General features: G+C 58.0%; 16 protein-coding genes and 1 pseudogene. 11 read left to right on the top strand and 6 right to left on the bottom strand.

Going from position 1 to position 15,400, the window contains the following annotated elements; genetic code table 11:
- The first annotated feature begins 142 nt into the window (after window positions 1–142).
- From SOM40_RS05475 to SOM40_RS05490, 4 genes are all read left to right on the top strand, one after another.
- Entirely contained in the window at window positions 143–1,381 is a 1,239-nt protein-coding gene (locus SOM40_RS05475) for an MFS transporter (RefSeq protein WP_106992240.1), read from the top strand.
- Between the two features lie 14 nt (window positions 1,382–1,395).
- Entirely contained in the window at window positions 1,396–2,421 is a 1,026-nt protein-coding gene (locus SOM40_RS05480) for a sugar phosphate isomerase/epimerase family protein (RefSeq protein WP_261642101.1), read from the top strand.
- A complete protein-coding gene (locus tag SOM40_RS05485; protein ID WP_320530657.1) occupies window positions 2,414–3,556 on the top strand; it encodes a Gfo/Idh/MocA family protein in 1,143 nt (380 codons plus the stop codon). The genes SOM40_RS05480 and SOM40_RS05485 overlap by 8 nt, the downstream gene beginning before the upstream one ends.
- 75 nt (window positions 3,557–3,631) lie before the next feature.
- Window positions 3,632–4,612 (top strand): LacI family DNA-binding transcriptional regulator, encoded by a 981-nt coding sequence (locus SOM40_RS05490; protein ID WP_106992243.1) that lies wholly within the window; start codon window positions 3,632–3,634, stop codon window positions 4,610–4,612.
- Between the two features lies 1 nt (window position 4,613).
- On the opposite strand, the gene SOM40_RS05495 is transcribed toward SOM40_RS05490, so the two are convergent.
- Together SOM40_RS05495 and SOM40_RS05500 are read right to left on the bottom strand one after the other, a co-directional pair.
- Window positions 4,614–5,858 carry a mechanosensitive ion channel family protein gene (locus tag SOM40_RS05495; protein WP_261642105.1) on the bottom strand — a complete coding sequence of 415 codons (1,245 nt, stop codon included), beginning with the start codon at window positions 5,856–5,858 and terminating at the stop codon, window positions 4,614–4,616.
- Window positions 5,859–5,925: 67 nt separating this feature from the next.
- Complete coding sequence (locus tag SOM40_RS05500) at window positions 5,926–7,362, bottom strand: MFS transporter (RefSeq protein ID WP_320530658.1); 1,437 nt, start codon at window positions 7,360–7,362, stop codon at window positions 5,926–5,928.
- A gap of 107 nt (window positions 7,363–7,469) precedes the next feature.
- Between SOM40_RS05500 and SOM40_RS05505 the strand changes: the two genes are divergently transcribed.
- The 4 genes and pseudogenes from SOM40_RS05505 (at window position 7,470) to SOM40_RS05520 (ending at window position 9,826) form a co-directional block, all read left to right on the top strand.
- Window positions 7,470–8,339 (top strand): helix-turn-helix transcriptional regulator, encoded by an 870-nt coding sequence (locus SOM40_RS05505; protein WP_320530659.1) that lies wholly within the window; start codon window positions 7,470–7,472, stop codon window positions 8,337–8,339.
- 19 nt (window positions 8,340–8,358) lie between these two features.
- Window positions 8,359–8,619 (top strand): annotated as a pseudogene (locus tag SOM40_RS05510) (DUF2157 domain-containing protein); the annotation flags it as partial.
- A 227-nt stretch (window positions 8,620–8,846) separates the two neighbouring features.
- The gene (locus tag SOM40_RS05515; protein WP_106992247.1) at window positions 8,847–9,134 is read left to right on the top strand and encodes a helix-turn-helix domain-containing protein; all 288 of its coding nucleotides are present in this window, start codon (window positions 8,847–8,849) and stop codon (window positions 9,132–9,134) included.
- An 89-nt stretch (window positions 9,135–9,223) separates the two neighbouring features.
- Complete coding sequence (locus tag SOM40_RS05520) at window positions 9,224–9,826, top strand: hypothetical protein (RefSeq protein ID WP_262672242.1); 603 nt, start codon at window positions 9,224–9,226, stop codon at window positions 9,824–9,826.
- A gap of 27 nt (window positions 9,827–9,853) precedes the next feature.
- On the opposite strand, the gene nfsB is transcribed toward SOM40_RS05520, so the two are convergent.
- The 3 genes from nfsB to SOM40_RS05535 form a co-directional block, all read right to left on the bottom strand.
- Window positions 9,854–10,507, bottom strand: coding sequence for an oxygen-insensitive NAD(P)H nitroreductase (gene nfsB / locus SOM40_RS05525; RefSeq protein ID WP_320530660.1), 654 nt, complete (start codon window positions 10,505–10,507; stop codon window positions 9,854–9,856).
- 76 nt (window positions 10,508–10,583) lie between these two features.
- Window positions 10,584–10,955, bottom strand: coding sequence for an MmcQ/YjbR family DNA-binding protein (locus SOM40_RS05530; RefSeq protein WP_320530661.1), 372 nt, complete (start codon window positions 10,953–10,955; stop codon window positions 10,584–10,586).
- A complete protein-coding gene (locus SOM40_RS05535) occupies window positions 10,945–11,535 on the bottom strand; it encodes a TetR/AcrR family transcriptional regulator (RefSeq protein WP_106992251.1) in 591 nt (196 codons plus the stop codon). Before SOM40_RS05535 ends, SOM40_RS05530 begins: the two co-directional genes overlap by 11 nt.
- A 190-nt stretch (window positions 11,536–11,725) precedes the next feature.
- Between SOM40_RS05535 and SOM40_RS05540 the strand changes: the two genes are divergently transcribed.
- The 3 genes from SOM40_RS05540 (at window position 11,726) to SOM40_RS05550 (ending at window position 14,963) form a co-directional block, all read left to right on the top strand.
- The gene (locus tag SOM40_RS05540) at window positions 11,726–12,829 is read left to right on the top strand and encodes an MBL fold metallo-hydrolase (RefSeq protein WP_312079880.1); all 1,104 of its coding nucleotides are present in this window, start codon (window positions 11,726–11,728) and stop codon (window positions 12,827–12,829) included.
- A gap of 32 nt (window positions 12,830–12,861) precedes the next feature.
- A complete protein-coding gene (locus tag SOM40_RS05545; protein ID WP_106992253.1) occupies window positions 12,862–13,203 on the top strand; it encodes a RamA family antibiotic efflux transcriptional regulator in 342 nt (113 codons plus the stop codon).
- 134 nt (window positions 13,204–13,337) lie between these two features.
- On the top strand, window positions 13,338–14,963 hold the full coding sequence (locus SOM40_RS05550; RefSeq protein ID WP_320530662.1) for an alpha/beta hydrolase-fold protein: 1,626 nt from the start codon (window positions 13,338–13,340) through the stop codon (window positions 14,961–14,963).
- On the opposite strand, the gene SOM40_RS05555 is transcribed toward SOM40_RS05550, so the two are convergent.
- The gene (locus SOM40_RS05555; protein WP_106992256.1) at window positions 14,892–15,140 is read right to left on the bottom strand and encodes a DUF1158 domain-containing protein; all 249 of its coding nucleotides are present in this window, start codon (window positions 15,138–15,140) and stop codon (window positions 14,892–14,894) included. The genes SOM40_RS05550 and SOM40_RS05555 overlap by 72 nt on opposite strands.
- Between the last annotated feature and the right edge of the window lie 260 nt (window positions 15,141–15,400).

Consider the following 15,400-nt stretch of genomic DNA (forward strand, 5'->3'; position numbering starts at 1 on the left):
GCACCTCTCCGCACCTATCCTCATCTTTATCGTGACCCCCTTCGCACTTCTCAATCAACTCACAGGATCTTTATTTTGTAATCGATTACTTTTCATGTGATACGGTTTTGTAATCGATTACTTTTTAAGGGTGGGGCAGATCATGGTGTCAACAACTGAAAGTAGTGGAAAGGTGATAGGGCAGCACCGGATGCTGGTGCCGCGCCTGTCGCTGATGATGTTCCTGCAATTTTTTATCTGGGGTAGCTGGTCGGTGACCCTCGGTCTGGTGATGACCCAGCACAACATGTCATTGCTGATCGGCGATGCCTTCTCCGCCGGGCCGATCGCCTCGATTCTGTCGCCGTTCGTCCTCGGCATGCTGGTGGACCGCTTCTTCGCCTCGCAAAAGGTGATGGCGGTGATGCACCTCGCCGGGGCGGCGATCCTGTGGTTCGTACCGGGCGCGTTGATCGCGGAAAATGGCGCGCTGCTGATCGGCCTGCTGTTCGGCTACACGCTCTGCTATATGCCAACCCTGGCGCTGACCAACAACATCGCCTTCCACAGCCTGGCGAATGTCGACAAGACCTTCCCGGTGGTTCGCGTGTTTGGCACCATTGGCTGGATTGTGGCCGGGATCTTTATCGGCGTCACCGGCGTGGCCTCCAGTGTTACCATCTTCCACGTGGCGGCGGCCAGCTCCGTTCTGCTGGCGCTCTACAGCCTGACGCTGCCGCACACGCCAGCGCCGGCCAAAGGGATGCCGGTGCAGATACGCGATCTGTTCTGCGCTGACGCCTTTGCCCTGCTGAAAACCCGTCACTTCTTTATCTTCTGCCTGTGCGCGATGCTGATCTCCGTGCCGCTGGGCACCTACTACGCTTACACCGCCTCCTATCTGGCGGATGCCGGTATTGCCGACGTCAGTACCGCCATGTCCTTCGGCCAGATGTCTGAAATCTTCTTTATGCTGGTGATCCCGCTGCTGTTCCGCCGTCTGGGCGTGAAATACATGCTGCTGATCGGCATGCTGGCGTGGTTCGTCCGTTACGCGATGTTTGCCATGGGCGTAAGTGAAGAGGGCCGCATTCTGCTGTACCTCGGCATTCTGCTGCACGGCGTCTGCTATGACTTCTTCTTTGTGGTGGGCTTTATCTACACCGACCGCGTGGCGGGCGAAAAGGTAAAAGGCCAGGCGCAGAGCATGATCGTGATGTTCACTTACGGTATCGGCATGCTGCTGGGCTCGCAGATCTCTGGCGCGCTCTACAACCGTCTGGTGGCCGGGCAACCCGTGCCCGAGGCGTGGGTAACATTCTGGTGGATCCCGGCGGTGGCTGCTGCCGTGATTGCACTCGTTTTCCTTGTCTCGTTCAAATATGAAGATGACAAGGCGTAATTTCTGGAGGTGGTATGAGGACGATTAAAGGCCCGGGAATTTTTCTGTCGCAGTTTATCGGTGGGCAACCGCCGTTTAACACTCTCGACGGGCTGGCAGGCTGGGCCGCGAAGAAGGGCTATAAAGCGCTGCAAATTCCCTGCAATCATAAGGCAATTTTTGACGTGGAGCTGGCGGCTGAAAGTCAGACCTACTGTGACGACATCAGCGGCAAACTGGCCCAGCACGGGCTGGTCATCAGCGAGCTCTCCACTCATCTCGAAGGGCAGCTGATCGCCGTTAACCCGGCCTACGACGAGGCGTTTGATAACTTTGCCCCGCAGGCGGTGCGCGGCAATGCCGCCGCCCGCCAGGCGTGGGCTACCGATATCGTGACAAAGGCGGCGGTGGCCTCGGCCCGGCTCGGGTTAACCGCCCACGCCACCTTCTCGGGATCGCTGGCCTGGCCGTTCATGTACCCCTGGCCGCCGCATAACGAGGCGCGCTTTGAAGAGGCCTTCAATGAACTGGCCCGCCGCTGGCGGCCGATTCTGGACGCCTTCGACGAGCAGGGGGTGAATGTCTGCTATGAGATCCACCCCGGCGAAGATCTGCACGACGGCGTCACCTTCGAACGTTTCCTTCAGCTTCTGGATAACCATCCGCGCTGCAATATCCTCTACGATCCGAGCCACCTGCTGCTGCAGCAGATGGATTATCTGTCCTTTATCGACCACTACCACACCCGCATCAAGGCGTTTCACGTCAAGGATGCCGAGTACCGCCCCAACGGGCGCAGCGGGGTGTACGGCGGGTACCAGAGCTGGATCAACCGCGCCGGGCGCTTCCGCTCCCCGGGTGACGGACAGATCGACTTCAAGGGCATCTTCAGCAAGCTGACCCAGTACGACTACGACGGCTGGGCGGTGCTGGAGTGGGAGTGTTGCCTGAAGGATGGCGACACCGGGGCGCGGGAAGGTCGCGAGTTTATCTCCCGCCACATTATTCCGGTTTCCGATCGGGCGTTTGACGATTTCGCTGCAGGAGAACTTCATGATTAACGTCGGCATTATCGGCAGCGGTTTTATTGGCCCGGCGCACATCGAAGCCCTGCGCCGTCTCGGCTTTGTGCAGGTCGTCGCCCTGTGCGACGGCTCTCAGGCGCAGGCCGAAGAGAAAGTCCGGGCGCTGAACATTCCCCACGCCTATGGCAACGTGGACGCCCTGCTGGCCCACCCGGATCTGCACGTGGTGCACAACTGCACGCCCAACCATCTGCATGCCGGGATCAACCGCCAGATCCTGCGCGCCGGGAAGCATGTCTTCTCGGAAAAACCGCTGTGCATGACCCCGGACGAGGCGCGGGAACTGGTGGCCCTGGCGGAGCAAGCGGGCGTGGTGCACGGCGTGAGCTTTGTCTATCGCCAGTTTGCAATGGTGCGCCAGGCGGCGAGCATGGTAGAGGCGGGCACGCTGGGGCGACTGTTTGCTGCCCACGGCAGTTATCTGCAGGACTGGATGCTGCTGGAAACGGATTACAACTGGCGGGTCGACGCGGCGCTCGGGGGAGCGTCTCGCGCGGTGGCGGACATCGGTTCCCACTGGTGCGATACCATCCAGTTCCTGACCGGACGGCGCATCACTGAAGTCATGGCCGACCTCTCTATCGTCTGGCCGACCCGCAAGGCCAACGTGGCCGGGAACCAGACCTTCAGCCAGGCGGGCGATGCGGTGTATGAAGACAAGCCCGTCACCACCGAGGATTTCGGCTCGGTGCTGTTCCGCTTCGACGACGGCAGCAAAGGCAGCTTTACCGTCTCGCAGGTCAGCGCCGGACGGAAAAACCGCCTCAGCCTCGAGGTGAACGGTAGCGAGTGTTCCGTGGCCTGGGATCAGGAGGTGCCCCAGCGGCTGTGGGTGGGCCATCGCGCGCAGGCCAATCAGACTCTGACGGACGATCCGGGCCTGATGAACCGCGACGTGGCCGACAGCGCCCACTTCCCGGGCGGCCACATTGAGGGCTGGCCGGACGCCTTTAAGAACATGATGGCGCAGTTTTATCGCGCGGTGCAGGCGGGTACCATGCCGGAAAAACCGCTGTTTGCCACCTTCCACGACGGGGCGAACGTGATGTATATCATTGACGCGATAGTAAAAAGCCATCAGCAGCAGCGCTGGGTCAGCGTCGCGCAGTAACAGGCTGCCCGTTACGCCGGGCAGCAAATTTATGGTAGCCTGCTGCAAACGCTAACTGCAGGATCACTCGTCGCTATGTCAATTCAGAAAATCGCCCAACTGGCGGGCGTCTCGGTGGCGACGGTATCGCGCGTGCTGAATAACAGCGATACCGTCAAAGCCAAAAACCGCGATCGCGTCTTGCAGGCGATTAAAGAGGCTAACTACCAGCCCAATCTTCTCGCTCGTCAACTGCGCACCTCGCGCAGCTATATGATCCTGGTGATGGTCTCTAACATCGCCAACCCGTTCTGCGCCGAAGTAGTGAAGGGTATTGAGGAGCAGGCGGAGAAAAACGGCTACCGCATTCTGCTGTGCAACTCCGGCTCCGATATTGAACGCTCCCGCTCGGGGCTGAGCCTGCTGACCGGCAAAATGGTCGACGGCATTATCACCATGGATGCCTTTACCCGCCTCACCGAACTGGCGGCGCTGATTGGCGATGCGCCCTGGGTGCAGTGCGCCGAATACGCCGATGCCGGGGCGGTCTCCTGCGTCGGGATCAACGATGTCGATGCCTCCCAGCACGTGGTCAGCCGTCTGGCGGACGGTGGGCGTCAACGGATTGCGCTGATCAACCACGACCTGAGCTACAAATATGCCCGTCTGCGCGAGCGGGGCTACAAAAGCGTCCTGCACCTGCGGGATCTGTCGTATCAGGCTATTGAGTACGCCAGCGATCTCAGCGCGGCGGCCGGGATGGCGGCGATGACCAGACTGCTGGCGGCTGAACCGCGCCCGGATGCGGTGTTTGCGGTGTCTGACACCCTGGCGGCGGGAGCGTTACGCGCTATCGAAAAGGCCGGGTTACGCGTGCCGCAGGATATCGCGGTGGTCGGGTTCGACGGCACCGAGCTGTCGGAGATGGTCTCCCCGCAGCTCAGCACTATCGAGCAGCCGTCGCGGGATATCGGGCGCAAGGCGGTCGATCTACTGCTGAATAAAATCGACAACCCCGATGCCCCCACCGAGCGGGTGATGATGAACTGGCACTTTATTTCCCGCGCCAGTACCTGAGTTATTTCGCCAGGACCCCGGCCAGGGAGCGAATATCGTTTCCGGTCGGCGTCTGGTGAATGCGCAGACCAAATTCATCGATCACTGCGAAGATATGATCGAAAATATCGGCCTGAATCGCCTCATATTCCGCCCAGATTACGGTGTTGGTAAACGCATATATTTCAATCGGCAGCCCGTTGGCATCCGGGGCTAATTGCCGCACCATCAGGGTCATATCCTGGCGAATACGCGGATGGTTGCGCAGATATTCATTCAGGTAGGCGCGGAAGGTGCCAATATTGGTCATCCTGCGCAGATTGAGCACCGATTCCCCTTCGCCATTCTCCTGATTCCACAGCGTAATTTCCTCGTGGCGCGTGGCCATATAGGGCTTGAGCAGCTTCGCCTGAATCAGCTGCTGCTGCTCCTGCTGGTCGAGAAAATGGATGCTAGTGGTATCAATATTCAGGCTGCGCTTAATCCGCCGCCCGCCGGAGGCTGACATCCCGCTCCAGTTGATAAAGGCGTCGGAGACCAGCGCCCAGGTCGGAATGGTGGTAATGGTGTTATCAAAGTTCCGCACCTTAACGGTGGTCAGGCCGATATCGGTCACCGTGCCGTTAGCACCATATTTCGGCATCTCCAGCCAGTCGCCGAGCTTGAGCATATCGTTGGCCGAGAGCTGAATGCCCGCCACCAGCCCGAGGATCGGATCTTTAAACACCAGCATTAATACCGCGGCCATCGCGCCGAGGCCGCTAATCAGAATAGCGGGGGACTGGCCGATCAGCAGGGAGATAATAAGAATGCCCACCAGAATGGCGCTCACCAGCTTGATACCCTGGAAGATCCCCTTCAGCGGCAGCTGCGAGGCGGTGGCCATCTTTTGCGACAGGTTGAAAATCACGTCCAGCAGCGAGAAGAAGGCCAGCAGGGCGTACACCATCACCCACAGCCTGGCGCAGGTGGTAAGTATTTCCGCCGCGTCGCTGCCTTTTTGCAGCCACAATACCGCCTGAACGTTGACGATTATCCCCTGCAGGGTAAAGGCCAGACGGTGAAATAACTTATTCTGGGTAATGATTTGCAGCCATAAATGGCTGCTGGCCTGGGCGCGTTTCTCGAACGCCCGGAGCACCACTTTGTGCAGAATAAAATGAATAATCAGTGCAGTAAGAAAAATAATGCCAAAAATGATCGCGAGGGAGGTGGTGTGATTAATTTCAATACCCGTCTCTTCGACCAGGGAAATGAACTCCTGCATAACGTCTCCTGTATTAAAGCAGCCGCCATAATGGCGGCTGTGGATCTATTATGCAAATTCGCCAGACCTATTTTACCGCCTGACAGGGCTTCACCACCGGTAAACACAGGCGATGGCGCAGCCGCAGGGTGGCCAGCGCCAGGACGATCATCATGACGGTTTCCACCACCAGGAAGAGGTTAATTGCCTCTGCGTAATCCCCGTGATGGTTGTGCAGGGCGTGGAGCAAAATCGCACCGAAGATCGCCGGGCCGAGGCCGAGCGCCGCCTGTTGCAGGGTGCTGAGAATGGCGCTGGCGGCCCCGGCGTCGTCAGGCTGGATATCGCGCATCCCGATGCGGTAGAAGCTGTTCACAATCAGCGCCTGGCCGTAGCCCACCAGCCCGGTGGCCGGGGCGAGGGTCAGGGCGGTGTTCTCCAGGCCCCAGATGCGGAAGGTAGCGATCAGCGCCAGCAGGCCGCTTATCTGGATCGCCAGCCCGGTAAGCAAAATGGTGCTGGTGCGATAGCGGGCAATCAGGCGCGGGGCAAACCATGCCGAGACGAAATAGGTCACCCCGAGGGCGATAAAGCTGTTGCCGGACTGCCAGGGTGCCATCCCCAGACCGGTCTGCATGGTCAGCGCCATACAGAACATAAACCCGGACCAGACGCTGAAAAAGAGCAGCGCAATCAGCACGCCAAAGCGGATGCTGCCGAGCTGCATTAAGCGCGGCGGGATCAGCGGATGGGCGCCTTCGCGCTCTTTTTTACGCGCATTCAGCGCCATCAAATACGCCAGCGGAATAATGGCAATCAGCGCCGCCTTCAGCGGCCAGGACCAGTGCCATTGCGGCCCCAGCGCCATCGGGAACAGCAGACAGCAGAGGATCGCCGCCAGCAGCGCGGTGCCCGGCCAGTCGATGCGCGACGGCGTGTCGCGTCGGGTTTCCGGCACGTAGCGACGGCTCAGGGCCAGCACCAGCAGGCAGATCGGCACGTTGACAAAGAAGGCGTTACGCCAGCCCAGCCCGGCGATATCCGCCGACACCAGCCAGCCGCCGCCCATCTGCCCGACGATAAAGGCAATTCCGCCGATGCCGCCAAACAGGCTGATGGCTTTGGCGTGGGCGGTGCCTTTCAGCGTCACGTGCAGGGTGGCGAGAATTTGCGGCATGATCAGCGCTGCGCCTGCACCCTGAACGATGCGCGCGGCCAGCAGCTGCTCGATATTCCCCGCCATCCCGCACAGCAGCGAGGCCAGGCCAAAGCTCGCCACGCCCCACATAAACAGACGGCGGCGACCGAGGTTATCTCCCAGCTTGCTGCCGAGCGCCAGGCAGACGGCAAAGGCCACACCGTAAAGGGCGACAATCAGCTCCAGCCCGGTGGCGGTGGCGTGCAGCGAGTGGGTGATGGAGTCCAGCGCCACGTTGGTGATTGAGGTATCAATCAGCGGCAGCATCTGGCCAGTTAACAGCAATATCAGGCCTGCCCGGCCCGGTGAAACAACTGACGTATTCATGGTGACTCCATTGCGTCAAACAGCGTAGCGTCGTAGCATCAACCATCTGATAAACGGGTACCAGTTCTTGCTTATACTGGTACTGGCACTACCATGCAGGGGGCACTATGGCGCTGATGTCTGAACTCGTCACCTCACTCCAGGATGACACCCGTAAACAGCTCGGCGCATTTCTACGTGCCCGGCGAGAAAGTCTCGATCCGCAGCGCCTCGGCCTGCCGCGCAGCGGCCGCCGTCGCACGCCAGGTCTGCGTCGTGAAGAGGTCGCCATGCTGGCCGACGTGGGTGTGACCTGGTACACCTGGCTGGAGCAGGGCAGGGACGTCAATCCGTCCAGCACGGTGATGGCGGCAGTGGCGAAAGCATTGCAGTGTACCCCAACCGAAGCCCGACACCTGTTTGTGCTGGCTGGTCTGCCACCGGGGGAAGCGCCCCAGGCGGTGTGCTGCGAGGGGATCAGCGAAGGCACCCGACGTCTGCTCGATACCCTGATGCCGAAACCCGCCAGTATTCAGAAGCCGAACTTCGATATCGTGGCGTGGAACGACAGCTTTGGCCATCTGATGGGCGTTGACTTTAACGCCATCCCACCGGAAGACCGCAACTGCATCTACCTGTTCCTTACCCACCCGGCGTGGCGCGCCCGGCTGGGCAAGCGCGGCGACGTGCTGCCGATTTTTGTCTCCTACTTCCGCGCGGCGATGGCCGAGCACCGGGGTGACCCGCAGTGGGAAGCCAAACTGGCGCGCTTCTTTGCGGTGTCCGGGGAGTTTGAAGCCCTGTGGCACCAGCGCAACGATGTGCGCGGCGTGGAAAACCAGCTGAAACTGTTTACCCATCCCGAGCTGGGAGATTTCCATCTCCAGCAGATGTACTGGTACTCCGCTCCGCGTAACGGCTCGCGCCTGCTGGTTTATCTCCCGGTGGATGACGAGGGCGAGCGCGCGCTGACGTGGCTAACGGAGCAGGCCAAATGAACGTCACCCGCAAACAGGAACGCGCGCGGTGCTGTTGCCGTGGGCGCTGCTGTTTGCCGTGGCGGCGGTGGTCTCTGTTTACATCAGCCTGAAAACCGACGACGGCATGCTGCGCGGTTTTGGCCTGACGTTTCTCGGGATCAACCTCTATACCCGCTACTTCGAATACTTCTGGGACGGGATGAATAAGGTGCTGTTTTTCCTGATCCTGGCGGCGTCGCTGGCGGTAATCGGGCGCTATGCGGAGCGGATCTGGCATGGGGGAAGTGGGTCGAAGTAAGATTTTTGCGAGGAGCTTTCAGGGAATGGATGCGATTTCGGCCTGACCCGGATAAAGCGTGTAAGGTAAATCACGAAATGCAAAATTAGCCTTTAATGCAAATTGCCTTACATGCTAATATCTTCAGGGATGAAAAAACGTGTTCAGACTCATCGTTCATCAGGCAGTCAGAGAGGAGATCCTCTCGCTAATCCGTCTGGCACTGAAACGACAACAGGAGATGTTGGATGAGCAAGAAGATTATTGACTGGGATGTATTAAGAGCAGAGCTGTTAGGCGATTCAGACGTACAGGCTGCTTTTGATGCCGAAGAACGCAAGGAGCGTCTGCGTGAGATGCTGGCGCAGTGGCGCAAACAGGCCGGGCTTACGCGTGCTCAGGTGGCAGAGCGAATGGGGGTCAGCGCGCCAACGGTATCCCGAATGGAAGCCAATATTACCCGGGCGAGCCTGGATACCTTAACGCGTTATGCGCTGGTGTGCGGCGTTAAGCATCCGCAGATTACACTTTATTGAGTACAAGTCAACGTTATACAACCCACTGAATTTCCATCATTTCGATGAGTAACGAAGTGGACTATAATTACGCGATGAGAAACAACCCGATGTCGCCATTGATGATTGATTCTGCTGACTTCAGCCACAAGTTGGGACTCGTCTCCCGAAACGTTGAACATACCGAAGCTTTCCTTGCGCGCGGTACTGCGGATTTTCATCTGCCGGGCTTTGTATTGCCTGTGGGCTACCGTCTTTTAAAATCGCTTTACAGCGACGAGTATCGGATCGTAACCACTGACGAGGGAAAGCCTTACACGGCATATGCCGTTAAGCTGGAATTTCACAACGAGATTACCTTCCCCCACGGTGCTGCCACGCAGGTGATGGTCTGGCGTACCCCGCGTACTCTTCATCAATCTGTGGTGAGCGGTTTTCCGCAATTCTTTTTCCAGTGGCTCCTGAGCGAATACAATGTCGTGGTGTCAGACAGCGAGCAAACCGGGGATGGACAACGCTTTTGGCTACGGATGATCGACTGGGCGTTTACCATGAATTATCAGATCAGTGTGGCGGACGGCACGGTAGGGGAAGAGTGGCATTTAACGCCAGTTAATTCATATGCTGAACTGGAAGAGCGCTGGATTGCGTTCGCCTGGGGATACGATCGTGATGTGCATCCGCATCGCAGACTGGTTATCAGTAAAAAGTAACGGGCCGCTATTCGCGGCCCGTTTGCATTAGCACTCAGTCACAACCGTGCTCAGCGGCAGGCGTGATTTTGGCAGCGTGGCGTTAAAATCTTCCACGCTGTGATGCCCAACCGGCACCACCACCAGGCTGGTGAAACCTTTCTCTTTCAGACCAAACTCTTCGTCGAGGACCGCCGCGTCGAAGCCTTCAATCGGCACCGCGTCCAGGCCCATGGCGCCCACGCCCAGCAGGAAGTTGCCGACGTTAAGGTAAACCTGTTTCGCCATCCACTGGTCGTCATCTTTCAGCTCGACGCGGTGCAGATCGGCGAAGAAAGTGCGGCCTTTGTGGTTGGCGGCTTTCGCTTCCGGGGTGTTGAAACGGCCGTCGGCCTCTTCCTGATCCACCACGCGGGTCAGCCATGCATCGTCCATCGCGGTTTTGGCGCAGAAGACCACCACGTGCGAGGCATCCAGCATTTTGCGTTCGTTAAAGACAAAGCCACCGGCTGCGGATTTTGCCACGCGCGCTTTGCCTTCTTCGGTGCTGGCGACGATAAAGTGCCACGGCTGCGAGTTGGTGCTGGACGGGCTGTACTGCAGCAGGGTTTTAATCTGTTCTGCCTGGTCGGCAGTCAGTTTTTTACTCGGGTCAAAGGCCTTGGTTGAGTGACGCTTCAAGGCAACAGAGATGATATCCATTACGACTCCTGGGGTTCAGTGCAAAAGGGAAAATAATACAAAGGGAAGGGGGCAAAGGTAAGGGCATTACGGGCGTTTAACCGCCGGGACGTAGACGTTTTTGCTCTTTTTTCGGCAGCTTATCCACCACCAGATGCCACGAATCGTTGACCAGATCGGCTATCAGCGCCGGGGTAATATCCTCTGCGGCGTAAACCGAGATCCAGTGCTTTTTATTCAGATGGTAGCCAAGCTCAATTCCCTGGTAGATCTGCTGATTGAGCAGCGATTTTTGCGGATCGGATTTCAGGCTGACGTGCAGACGTCCGTGCGCCTTGCCCATTAGCATAAAAATCTTGCCGCTCACCTTAAACACCTCGTATTCCGGGCCAAACGGCCAGCAGTGTTCGGTAAACGGCAGTTCCAGTGCCACTTTCTGCGCGCAGCCGGTAAGGGTTTTACTGTCCATGGACATCCTCTTCAGCCAGCGCTCGCCACATGGCTTCAAAACCCAGCGCCTTGATTTCGGTGGCGCGCGCCGGTTCGCGGGTGGCGAAAGACATCGTCGTCTCCGCCAGCGACAAAAACAGGGCATCGCCAAACAGACGAAATTCTTCAGACATAAACACCGGACGAATCGAACGACGGCAAAGTTCATGCAGTTCCGGGAACATCTCGTGCACCGCCTGTTCGGTTTCGGCGTTAATCTTCTCGCTCACCCCGAGCTGGCGGATGGCGCCGTGGGCCACCGGGTTGCGGATCCCCCAGTCAATGTAGCTGTTCCAGATATTGCGGGTATGCTCTTTTGGCTGGGTAAGGGCCCTGTCCATATTCGCCAGCATGGTCTGGCACAGATCCTGTTTCAGGTGCAGGTAGAGGGCGTTGAGCAGATCGTCTTTGGTGGCGAAATAACGAAACAGGGTGCCTTCAGCCACCCCTGCGCTGCGGGCGATTAACGCGGTAGAGGCCGCAATGCCCGACTGGGCAAAAGCGGTGGTTGCCGCGTCCAGCAACGCCAGTTTTTTATCTTCACTTTTCGGACGAGCCACTGCATTTCCTCCAGTTTATGTGCAAAAACCCTGATTGAATCATGCTCTTTGCGGGGCTGCAACGCGGAATGTCAAAGATCTTAAAACGTCTTGACGACTTTCGCATCACTTCTATAATGAGTGCTTACTCACTCATAATCAAGTTTTGCCCGCGCAGGCCATCGGATGGGGCGCGAATTCGGGTCGGGATATGAAAAAGCGTTTTATTATTAGCCTGGTGGTAGTGATGATTATTGCAGCAGCGGCGAGTTTGCCGTTCGTACTGAATGCCGGATTCGGCCAGCCGCCACAGGGCGCGCAGGTAAGTGAGTTTGCCGCTTCGCCGCAGTATCGCGACGGACAGTTCCATAACACCCTGCCCACGCCGGGCTTTACCGGCAACAAGAACATGCTGACGGCCTGGTGGGATTTTCTGGTGACCAAACGTGAAAACGCGCGTCCGGCCCAGCCGCTGCCGCTGGTAAAAACCGATCTCGCCCAGTTGCCGCTGGATCAGGACACGCTGGTCTGGCTCGGTCACTCCTCATGGTATCTGCAGCTGGCGGGCAAACGTATTCTGATCGATCCGGTATTCAGCAACTATGCCGCACCTTTCTCCTTCCTCAACAAAGCCTTTGCCGGAGAGTATCCGTGGCATGCTGAAGAGATGCCCGATATCGATCTGCTGATTATCTCCCACGATCACTACGATCATCTCGATTACGCCACCATCAAGGCGCTGCTGCCGAAAGTGAAGCGCGTGGTCACGCCGCTCGGGGTGGGATCGCATCTGCGCTACTGGGGCATGGCGCCGTCCATCATTGAGGAGCGGGACTGGGATCAGTCGGTACGCATCAGCGATGATCTGACCGTGCACGTTCTCCCGGCGCGCCATTTCTCCGGCCGCGGACTGAAGCGCAACCAGACGCTGTGGGGCAGCTTTATGTTTGTCACCCCGCAGCAGAAGGTGTTTTACAGCGGCGATTCTGGCTACGGCCCGCACTTTAGCGCCATCGGCGAACAGTTTGGTGCAGTCGATCTGGCGATCATGGAGAACGGACAGTACGACCAGGACTGGAAGTACATTCACATGCAGCCTTCTGAAACGGCGCAGGCCGCCGCGGATCTGAACGCCAGGGCGGTGGTGCCGGGTCACTCCGGGCGCTTTGTACTGGCAAAACATACCTGGAACGACCCGCTGATCAAGCTGTCGCAGGCCAGCAAGGATAAAGCGTATCGCCTGCTGACGCCGGAACTCGGTGAGCCGCTCAGAGTGGATGATGCCACGCAACAATTTCGCGCGTGGTGGGAATAATGTTTAATCGAAGAGCAGAGGGGGAGAGCAACATGACTATTTCCGCTCAGGTTATCGACACCATTGTCGAGTGGATCGACGACAACCTTCATCAGCCGTTGCGGATCGAGGATATCGCCCGTCACGCGGGCTATTCTAAATGGCACCTACAGCGGCTGTTTATGCAGTATAAAGGTGAGAGCCTGGGGCGGTACATTCGGGAACGTAAGCTGCGGCTGGCGGCGCGGGATCTGCTTGAATCGGACGAAAAGGTTTACGACATTTGTCTGCGCTACGGTTTTGACTCCCAGCAAACCTTTACCCGCGTCTTCACCCGCACCTTTAACCAGCCGCCTGGCGCTTATCGCAAGGATAACCACAGCCGGGCGCATTAAAGCATCAAACCTGCTAATAGCCCAGTGGCGCTGCGCTTACCGGGCCTGCAAAACCGCCAATCCCTCTAATGATATTGAAAATTATTACCATTTGCATTAGCGTTGGTAACAAATTTCGTCGGGGACATGCGGTAATGAAGAGGGTATGGAGTGGGTTGTTATTAGGGATCGGCGCGCTGCCTGCGATGGCGGCGACCTGTGAACATTCTTCCCTTCAGGGAGACGTACAGGGGAAGTTTGATGCCAGCGGCGAAGTCTGTTTTTCACTGCCGCCGCTGGACGAGAATTACGTTTCCGCCACGCTGAACGGCGTAACGGATGCCCGCCTGCTGGACGAACAAAACCGAAAGATTCGCACCCTGGTTGAAAAGGGTCCTGCCGATGGGGAACACACGCTGCTCTTTGCTCTGCCCGTGAAGCAAAACACCTCGCTGGTGCTGCAGGGGGAGGAGGGCAAAGCCTGGCGTTTTCAGTGGCGGATGAAAGAGACCACTGCCTTACCGCGGGTGCAAATGCTCGAGCCGGATAGCCCGACGCTGCAGGCGCTGGCAAAAACGGTTGCTGCCGGTGGAAGTACGGATGCGTTCTGGCAGGCGCAGCATCAGCAGGGCACGCCGATGGTGGAGCCGGTGGATGCCAGCCATAAGCGTGTCACCTTCCTGTGGCGTGGCGCGCGGGACAACGTCTTTATTCTGGGCTCTCCGGCGGGCGATCACGATCCGCTGTTCCGCCTCGGTAAGAGCGACGTCTGGTTTCGCAGCTACGTGGTCCCCGCCGACACGGTGATGCAGTATAAACTCGCGCCGGATGTGCCGCTGATTGACGGCTCTCCTCGCGATCAGCGACGGGCGATCCTCGTAAGCGCCCAGGCCGATCCGCTCAATCCAAACACCTTTGGTGAACAGAAGGCGGATCGCTGGAACCGCTTTTCTCTGCTCGATCTCAGCCCGGCGCGTTACTGCTCGGCGCAGGCCGCAGCCCAGCCGCTGGTGAGCGGCACGCTGACCCGCCAGATGGTTAACAGCACAATCCTTGGCAATGCGCGTGAAGTGATGATCTACAAACCGCGCACTGCCCAGCCCGCGCGCTGGACCTTAATCCTGTTCGATGGGCAGATCTATCAGGACGACTACCATTTCGCTAACGTGCTGGATGGCCTGATTGCCCGCCATCACCTGCCGCCCGTCAACCTGGTGTTTATCGACAGCCTCGATCACGCCCGACGCAGCAAAGAATTACCGCCGAACCCGGATTTCGCCGACTTTATGGCCCATGAACTGCTCCCGTGGTTGCGCGGGCAGGGGATGGCGATGCAGCGGCAGAAAACGGTGCTGGCGGGTTCAAGCTACGGAGGCATAGCCTCCTCATGGGTGGCGTTGCGCTACCCGCGACTGTTTGGCAACGTGCTAAGTCTTTCTGGCTCGTACTGGTGGGCGCCGAAAGGTGAAGCGTCCGGCTGGCTGACGCGTCAGTATCAGCAGTCTCCACCGTATCCGGTCCGCTTCTGGCTGCAGGCCGGGAAGTTTGAAACCACGGGGCCAGGGGGCGGGATCTACCGCACCACGAAGGATTTCGAAAAGGTTTTGCAGGAGAAAGGCTATCGCGTCAGCTTCCACCCGTCGTCAAGCGGCCACGACTACGCGGCCTGGTGTGAAGCGCTGATCCACGGGATGCGTGATTTCACCGGCTTACGACGCCCGGGAAAACCAGCGGCGCCAGACGAAGCGCAGGATAAAGAACTCCACGGCGCCGAGCAGTAAAAACCACAGGCAGAAGATAATGGTGTAGAGCTGGTTGAGATCCATCAGATGGAAGGTGCTCATCAGCTTCTGCGCCACCACCAGCCCCAGGGAAGGAGCAGGCAGCAGCAGAACGGAGAGAAAGGCCATCAACAAGATGCCGCCTGCCGTTAACAGCGATTCCAGTGGGTGTTTCATAATTATGTTAATCGTCAGTTAAAAATAACATTGTCACGGATAGGGCTTCGTAAAGCAATATCAACCGCAACGCGCGCGGGCGATAAATAATCACCCATTAATTCGCTGCTATTTTCCCGACAGGTGTCCGCTTATTCAATTAATCTTGATTAACGTAAATTATTGTCACCCTCCGGCAAATAATTTTACGAAGGTATATGTGCTATATCCAATTAACGTCGCAATAACAATGGCAACGATAATATATAACGCCAGGCGGC

Origin of the sequence: Leclercia sp. CFBP8987 (assembly GCF_034044995.2) — a bacterium.
GTDB classification, from domain to species: Bacteria; Pseudomonadota; Gammaproteobacteria; order Enterobacterales; family Enterobacteriaceae; genus Enterobacter; species Enterobacter tamurae.

Coding starts and splice junctions, on each gene's coding strand:
- nfsB (WP_320530660.1), bottom strand. CDS start 10,507: ATGGATATCATCTCTGTTGCCTTGAAGCGTCACTCAACCAAGGCCTTT.
- SOM40_RS05495 (WP_261642105.1), bottom strand. CDS start 5,858: ATGCAGGAGTTCATTTCCCTGGTCGAAGAGACGGGTATTGAAATTAAT.
- SOM40_RS05540 (WP_312079880.1), top strand. CDS start 11,726: ATGAAAAAGCGTTTTATTATTAGCCTGGTGGTAGTGATGATTATTGCA.
- SOM40_RS05530 (WP_320530661.1), bottom strand. CDS start 10,955: ATGGACAGTAAAACCCTTACCGGCTGCGCGCAGAAAGTGGCACTGGAA.
- SOM40_RS05515 (WP_106992247.1), top strand. CDS start 8,847: ATGAGCAAGAAGATTATTGACTGGGATGTATTAAGAGCAGAGCTGTTA.
- SOM40_RS05490 (WP_106992243.1), top strand. CDS start 3,632: ATGTCAATTCAGAAAATCGCCCAACTGGCGGGCGTCTCGGTGGCGACG.
- SOM40_RS05550 (WP_320530662.1), top strand. CDS start 13,338: ATGAAGAGGGTATGGAGTGGGTTGTTATTAGGGATCGGCGCGCTGCCT.
- SOM40_RS05520 (WP_262672242.1), top strand. CDS start 9,224: ATGTCGCCATTGATGATTGATTCTGCTGACTTCAGCCACAAGTTGGGA.
- SOM40_RS05480 (WP_261642101.1), top strand. CDS start 1,396: ATGAGGACGATTAAAGGCCCGGGAATTTTTCTGTCGCAGTTTATCGGT.
- SOM40_RS05500 (WP_320530658.1), bottom strand. CDS start 7,362: ATGAATACGTCAGTTGTTTCACCGGGCCGGGCAGGCCTGATATTGCTG.
- SOM40_RS05485 (WP_320530657.1), top strand. CDS start 2,414: ATGATTAACGTCGGCATTATCGGCAGCGGTTTTATTGGCCCGGCGCAC.
- SOM40_RS05505 (WP_320530659.1), top strand. CDS start 7,470: ATGGCGCTGATGTCTGAACTCGTCACCTCACTCCAGGATGACACCCGT.
- SOM40_RS05545 (WP_106992253.1), top strand. CDS start 12,862: ATGACTATTTCCGCTCAGGTTATCGACACCATTGTCGAGTGGATCGAC.
- SOM40_RS05475 (WP_106992240.1), top strand. CDS start 143: ATGGTGTCAACAACTGAAAGTAGTGGAAAGGTGATAGGGCAGCACCGG.
- SOM40_RS05555 (WP_106992256.1), bottom strand. CDS start 15,140: ATGAAACACCCACTGGAATCGCTGTTAACGGCAGGCGGCATCTTGTTG.